Annotated in this window: 4 protein-coding genes; 1 reads left to right on the plus strand and 3 read right to left on the minus strand. The window is 66.8% G+C overall.

Features of this window, described 5'->3' with window-relative positions:
• Positions 1 to 157 precede the first annotated feature (157 nt).
• The 3 genes from FFK22_RS40645 to FFK22_RS40655 form a co-directional block, all read right to left on the minus strand.
• Entirely contained in the window at positions 158 to 643 is a 486-nt protein-coding gene (locus FFK22_RS40645; RefSeq protein ID WP_138893517.1) for a hypothetical protein, read from the minus strand.
• Between the two features lie 3 nt (positions 644 to 646).
• Positions 647 to 2857: a CHAT domain-containing protein gene (locus tag FFK22_RS40650; RefSeq protein WP_186002945.1), complete on the minus strand. Its 2211-nt coding sequence runs from the start codon at positions 2855 to 2857 to the stop codon at positions 647 to 649.
• A 302-nt stretch (positions 2858 to 3159) separates the two neighbouring features.
• Positions 3160 to 4350: an ISNCY family transposase gene (locus tag FFK22_RS40655; protein WP_306770255.1), complete on the minus strand. Its 1191-nt coding sequence runs from the start codon at positions 4348 to 4350 to the stop codon at positions 3160 to 3162.
• Positions 4351 to 4438: 88 nt separating this feature from the next.
• Here FFK22_RS40655 and FFK22_RS40660 point away from each other — a divergent pair, with 88 nt between their 5' ends.
• Positions 4439 to 5638: an IS256 family transposase gene (locus tag FFK22_RS40660; RefSeq protein WP_138893520.1), complete on the plus strand. Its 1200-nt coding sequence runs from the start codon at positions 4439 to 4441 to the stop codon at positions 5636 to 5638.
• The last annotated feature ends 59 nt before the right edge of the window (positions 5639 to 5697 follow it).

Consider the following 5697-nt stretch of genomic DNA (forward strand, 5'->3'; position numbering starts at 1 on the left):
TTCGGCAATTTCGGAATCGGAAAATCTGGTCGTCGTCTGGTTTCGGACCCCCGGCGCGATGACCGCGAATTCAGATGCTTGAGATAGGAGGCGGTTGATCCAAAGAAGAACCAGAAGCCCATGCCACGGCATGAGCGCCTGGCGCGTGACTCGCGGCTCAACCATCATTGGAGCTGGCCCAGGGCTTTAGCTCCCTCAGCCAAGCGCCGAACTGCTCGGCTTGCGCCGGAGTGAGCACCTTTTTTTCGATCCTGCCGTCCTTGTAACTGGTGGTCGCCGCGAAGATCACCATCGATACCGCGGCTCCGAGAGCCAGCACCTCGAGGACGAACTGCTTGGTATCGCGGTGCGCGTCGAGTACGGCCGCCAGTGCAGGCGCCAGCGCCGGGTCGCCTGCGGCGGCGTCAAGCAGGGAACGGGCGAGCGGAACTGAGATCTCGGGCGGCAGTGCGAAGTGATAGCGCTCCTCGAGCCCAGCGTGTAGTGCAGCGAGGTCGGGGTCACCCGCAAGCATCGGCGGAAGTGCGGCGACTGCGGCATCGAGCGATACGTCCGGTTGAGCGAGGAGGGCAGCGGCCAACTCCTCGCAAATCGCGACCGCGGCAAGGTCGGAGAGGGCGGCGACGTTTTTGCGAAGGTCCATGTACTATCTCCAATCACCGGAAAGCGAGAACGCGGCCCAATCTTCGGCTGGCCCGCCCTCGGGATCCTCCCGGGTTCGGGCTGCGGCCTCCTGCCAGGCGGCGATACGGCTGCGGCCCCGGCCGAGCCACGCTGTGTTGAAGTGCCGACAAAAGGCACCGGCCGAGCGGTAGTCGACGTCCCAGTGACTGGCCAGCACCGTGTCGGCACCGCGCGCCAGCAGCGCCCATTCGAGGCCAAGCGCGTCGCCGCCCAGCCCCTCCTTGGCCAAGCCTGAGACGCAACCTTGCAGAATCGCAATCGCGCCGTCGACCTTCAGGCCAGGTGCCTCCATCACGAGCGACGGAGTCAGCCGGTGCTTCCAGGCGCCGCTGCGCTCGGGCAATTCACCTTCATGAGAAATTAGCAGTCCGGCTGAATGATAAGGGTTGGGATCGATGCCGTCGGATATCCGCGCTTCGGGGAAGACCCCATGCGCGTTGAGGTGAAGTACCGCGCTGGCGGCGTCAAGCGTGGCAAACCAGGCGGAATCGGCCCGCTTGGCGGGAATGGCAGACGGACAGGGCAGCGCCGCCATACTCTGGGTCATGGCACGCTTCTTTGCCGCCAACTCGGCCTCGTTACGCGCCGGGATGTGAACGGCGACGGATCGAGACGGCCGAGCGGGCGGCGACGCGGCGAGACGGCGTAGCGCGTCGACGCCGTGGACGCGCGTCACGCCGGCGACGAGGCCGAGCGGGCCTTCCGGCGTCGTCGCCATCTGAAGCGGCCATTGATGCAACTCGCCATCGGGGCTGAGCACGAGGTGCCCGTCCGGCGGCAGGTCCGGGAGCAGCGGGACCAGCCAGTCGACCAGCGGCGCCAGCTCGGCGCCGAAGTCGAAAGCCGCAGAGCGGCCTGGAACCCGCCAGGTCTTCGGCTGGATGCGGCCGCAGAGGGCGACCCGTTTTGCCGTGTCCAGGGGAATGCGGGCACGGTGCCAGGTACCGTCGGGCCAGACTGCAACGCCGAACACCGCATCGTCGATCGCGAGATAGCTCGCGTAGCCGATGCCGAGTTCTGCAACGAGAGAGGCCACGGTGGCGGGGTCGACCTGCAGTGCCGCCTCATCAATTGCGACGCCTTCTGCAGCGGCCCGCAGTTCGGCAAGGGCGCGTCCCTTCGCCCTCTCGATCGCAGCCAGCATGCGCGTCGGTTGGCCGATCATGTCGGCGCATTCGACCATTGCAGCAGGCAGCATTGGAAAGGAGGCAGCCTGGCCGGCACGGCGGAGCGGATCGGCGATGCCGGCCCGGTCGCGTTCGAGCCGTCCGGCCAACTCGTCGAGCACGTCAAGCGCCGCGCCCGGGCGCCCGAGGCGACGCTCCGCAATGTAGGCGCACCATCGGGCATTGTTGCCATCCTCGCGCTGATCATGCCCGTCGAACCAGTCGACGGCCTCACGGAAGGTCTGGAGTGCGGGCGCCAGAAGCGCAGGATCGCGGCCATCATTGTCGCGAAACGCGCGGGAGGCCTCGCGCACGCGGGTCTTCCAAACATGCAGCGCGGAGTTGTCGAGGCCGAGCAGGCCGGCCAGCATTTTATGCTGCGTGGACGCGCGGTCGAAAACATCCCACGCCGATTTCGGCAACGCCTCGGTCTGCGCCTGGCGAGCCAGGGCATCGAAGCCAGCGGCAAGGCCAGCCATGTCCGGATCGGCGGCAACCATGGCACGCAATGCTTCGGCGGAGGCGATCATGCCTTGACGGTACTGATCCTGCGCCGCCCGATCGGGGGACCGGTTGTCGGCCAGCTCGGTCGCGTTCTGCAGTCGCGCTGCCAGCCGGTCGCGAGTGAAAGACAGCGATGGATCGCTGCAGCCGGCGCCTTCCAGTGCGGCGAGCGCGCGCTCCGCCTCCTCGAGCCGATTCATGGCGATTAGCGCATCGACCGCGGCAAGCCGCAGCCGGGCAAGGTAGTTGCCGTCAGTGCGACCGGCGAGCAGCACATCCATCTCGTCCGACAGCAGAACGATGTCGTCGTGCCTGCCGGCCTGCTGATGAGCTGCCGCGAGGGAGCAAGCGGAGTTCGCCATGCACTCGGCGATGCGTTGCGGATTGCAGGCCGGATCGTCGAGATGTGCCCGTCCGACGATGAGCACTGCTTCGGCGAGTGCGCCTCCCTGCGGTGAATCAAGGCCGCGCGCCAAGTCGCTGGCAATGATGTTGACGCCCATCAAGCGCATTCCAAGGTCCGAGCCGACTGCCAGGCCACGTGCCGTCGATGAAAGCCGGGTTGGTGTTAGCGCATCAAGCAGGGTGCCGAGTCCCTCAGTATCTCCTTGGTCAATCAAAGGCGCGATCCGGGATGGATCAATCGGTTCGAAGGGTGAATTCTTTCCGATCATAGCTAAAATTTCCTATAAACCAGTCTATAGCGATATTATTGCGAGCCCTCTTCATTTCATTATAACACGGGGTCCGCAGCGCTACGATGTCGCAACAGATGATTTGTAGAGAGCGCCTGAAGATGTCCGGTTCAGGTAGCACACGAAGTGAGCGCTTTGTTGTGCGGTGCGGCGGCGGTGAAGGCAAGCCCGGAGGGCGCAGCCATAACCGCCGCCGCACCGCCGGCCCCGAAAGCGGCGGACGGGACGCGAAGTTCATCATCACCGGGCGGCACGATCTCCCCTGGCTGCCAGCGCACGAGACAGCGCGGCCCATGGAAGATCGCCATGGTGCCGTCGGGATAGTCGTGCACCCGGACCTTGGCCCGCACGAAATGTGCCCGGGCCGGATGGGGCGGGATCTGCAATCGGCGGCCGTCATAGGCCACGGTGTTGTCGGGCGCGACCGTCCGCTCGACCTGGACGCACAGGATGTCGCACCACTGATGCTCCTCCACCGGCACGAAGGCCGAGCCGAGCTCCGCCGGCACCACGGCGAAGCGGACGTTGTGGGCCGGGATGTAGGTCTCACGCAGATACCGGTTGGCCGCCGCCACGTCGTCGACGATGCCGGCCAGCTGCAGCTCCTTGGGCAGCCGGTCCTGCAACGTGCGGAAGGCGCGCTCCGACCGGCCGCGGGCCTCGGGCGAATAGGCCGGGATATGCTCGATCCCGAGCTGGGCCAGAGCCCGCCCGACCTGCGTTGGCGCCGCCTTGTCCACCTTGCCGCCGGCCTCCGGGGTGTGGAAGTAGTGGCTGCCCCGGTCGGTGTACAGGCTGCAGAACAGCCCGTGGCCAGCAATCGTCTCGGCCAAGCCGCGAAAGCTCGATTGCGTCCCTTCTTCTTCCACCAGAAAGGCCGAATAGATCGCGCTGGTGGCATCGTCGAGCGTCACCACCAGGTCCAACGCTCCCAGGCCCGACAGCCAGACGTGCTGCGAGGCGTCCTGATGCAGCATCATGCCGACCAGCGGTCGCCGCGGCCGCTTGCGCCGATGCGCTCCGCGCCGCGGCGCCTTCGCCACCAGCCCACGCGCCTGCAGCACCCCCTTGGTCCAGGTGTAGCCCCAGTTGAACCGGTGGTCGCTCACCAGGCGCTCGTGGAAGTGCTTCACCGTGAAGCCGGCATAGCGCTCCCGATACAGCCGCGCCACCCACTCCCGCTCCTCGTCCGGAACCGCCCGACCCGAGCGCCGGCCCAGGCGCCGATGGTTGTGTCCCACCAAGTGGTGTAGGAGCTGTGGGTAAGTAGCCCGCCGGAGCGACCGCCACGAGTCTGGCACAGGCGGGCTGCTTATCCACAGCGGTGGTCATCGCGGATCTTCGGTAGGGTTTTGGTCGCCAAACTTCAACGCGAACCAAGGACCCACGATGACCGATGAGATGATGAGCCTTCGGGCGCTGGTGGAGAAGAGCGCCGATGCCGATCTGCTGCGTGAGATGGTTGGCTTCGCTGCCCAGCGCCTGATGGAACTGGAGGTCGAGAACCTGACCGGCGCCGGACACGGCGAGCGCAGCGCCGACCGGATCAACCAGCGCAACGGCTATCGCGAGCGAGACTGGGAGACCCGGGCCGGCATGGTGGAACTGCGTATCCCGAAGCTGCGCAAGGGGTCATACTTCCCGGGCTTCCTGGAGCCCCGGCGGCTGGCGGAGAAGGCGCTGACGGCGGTGATCCAGGAGGCGTATGTCCAGGGGATCTCGACCCGCTCTGTGGACGAACTGGTCAAGGCCATGGGCGGTTCGGGCGTCTCCAAGAGCCAGGTGAGCCGGCTGTGCGAGGAGATCGACGAGAAGGTCCGGGCCTTCCTGACCCGCCCGATTGAGGGCGACTGGCCGTATCTGTGGATCGACGCCACCTACGTGAAGGTGCGACAGGCCGGGCGGATCGTCTCGGTCGCGGTGATCGTGGCGGTCGGCGCCAACACCGACGGCCGCCGCGAGGTGCTGGGCCTGGACGTCGGCCCGTCCGAGGCCGAGACCTTCTGGACCGAGTTCCTGCGCGGCCTCGCCCGGCGCGGCCTGCGTGGCGTCAAGCTCGTGGTCTCCGACGCGCATGAGGGCCTGAAGGCCGCTGCCGCCCGGGTGCTGAACTCCACCTGGCAGCGCTGTCGGGTCCACTTCATGCGCAACGCGCTGGCCCACGCCGGCAAGAGTGGCCGCCGTGTCGTCTCGGCCTTCATCGCCACCGCCTTCGCCCAGGAGGATGCCGCCGCCGGCCAGGCGCAGTGGCGCAAGGTCGCCGATCAGCTCAAGCCCAAGCTGCCCAAGCTCGCCGCCTTCATGGATCAGGCCGAGGCGGACGTCCTGGCCTACATGGGGTTCCCGAAGGATCACTGGTCCAAGATCCACTCCACCAACCCGCTGGAGCGGCTGAACGGCGAGATCAAGCGCCGCACCGAAGTCGTCGGCATCTTCCCCAACGACGCCGCCATCCTCCGCCTGGTCGGCGCCCTGCTGCTTGAGCAGAACGACGAATGGGCCGTCCAGCGCTGCCGCTACATGACCCTGGAAAGCGTTGCCGCCATCGGCGATGATCCGCTCGTCAGCCTGCCTATCCTGGCCGCCTGACCGACCCGGCCCACGCCGGAGATCGCGGTGATCACCTCGCCGCTCCTACACCACTCCCG

Origin of the sequence: Mycobacterium sp. KBS0706 (assembly GCF_005938675.2) — a bacterium.
In the GTDB taxonomy this organism is placed as follows: Bacteria; Pseudomonadota; Alphaproteobacteria; order DSM-16000; family Inquilinaceae; genus Inquilinus.

What these genes read in the sequence shown, in the direction of transcription:
- FFK22_RS40645 (WP_138893517.1), bottom strand. Translation starts at nt 643, where the DNA reads ATGGACCTTCGCAAAAACGTCGCCGCCCTCTCCGACCTTGCCGCGGTC.
- FFK22_RS40650 (WP_186002945.1), bottom strand. Translation starts at nt 2,857, where the DNA reads ATGGGCGTCAACATCATTGCCAGCGACTTGGCGCGCGGCCTTGATTCA.
- FFK22_RS40660 (WP_138893520.1), top strand. Translation starts at nt 4,439, where the DNA reads ATGACCGATGAGATGATGAGCCTTCGGGCGCTGGTGGAGAAGAGCGCC.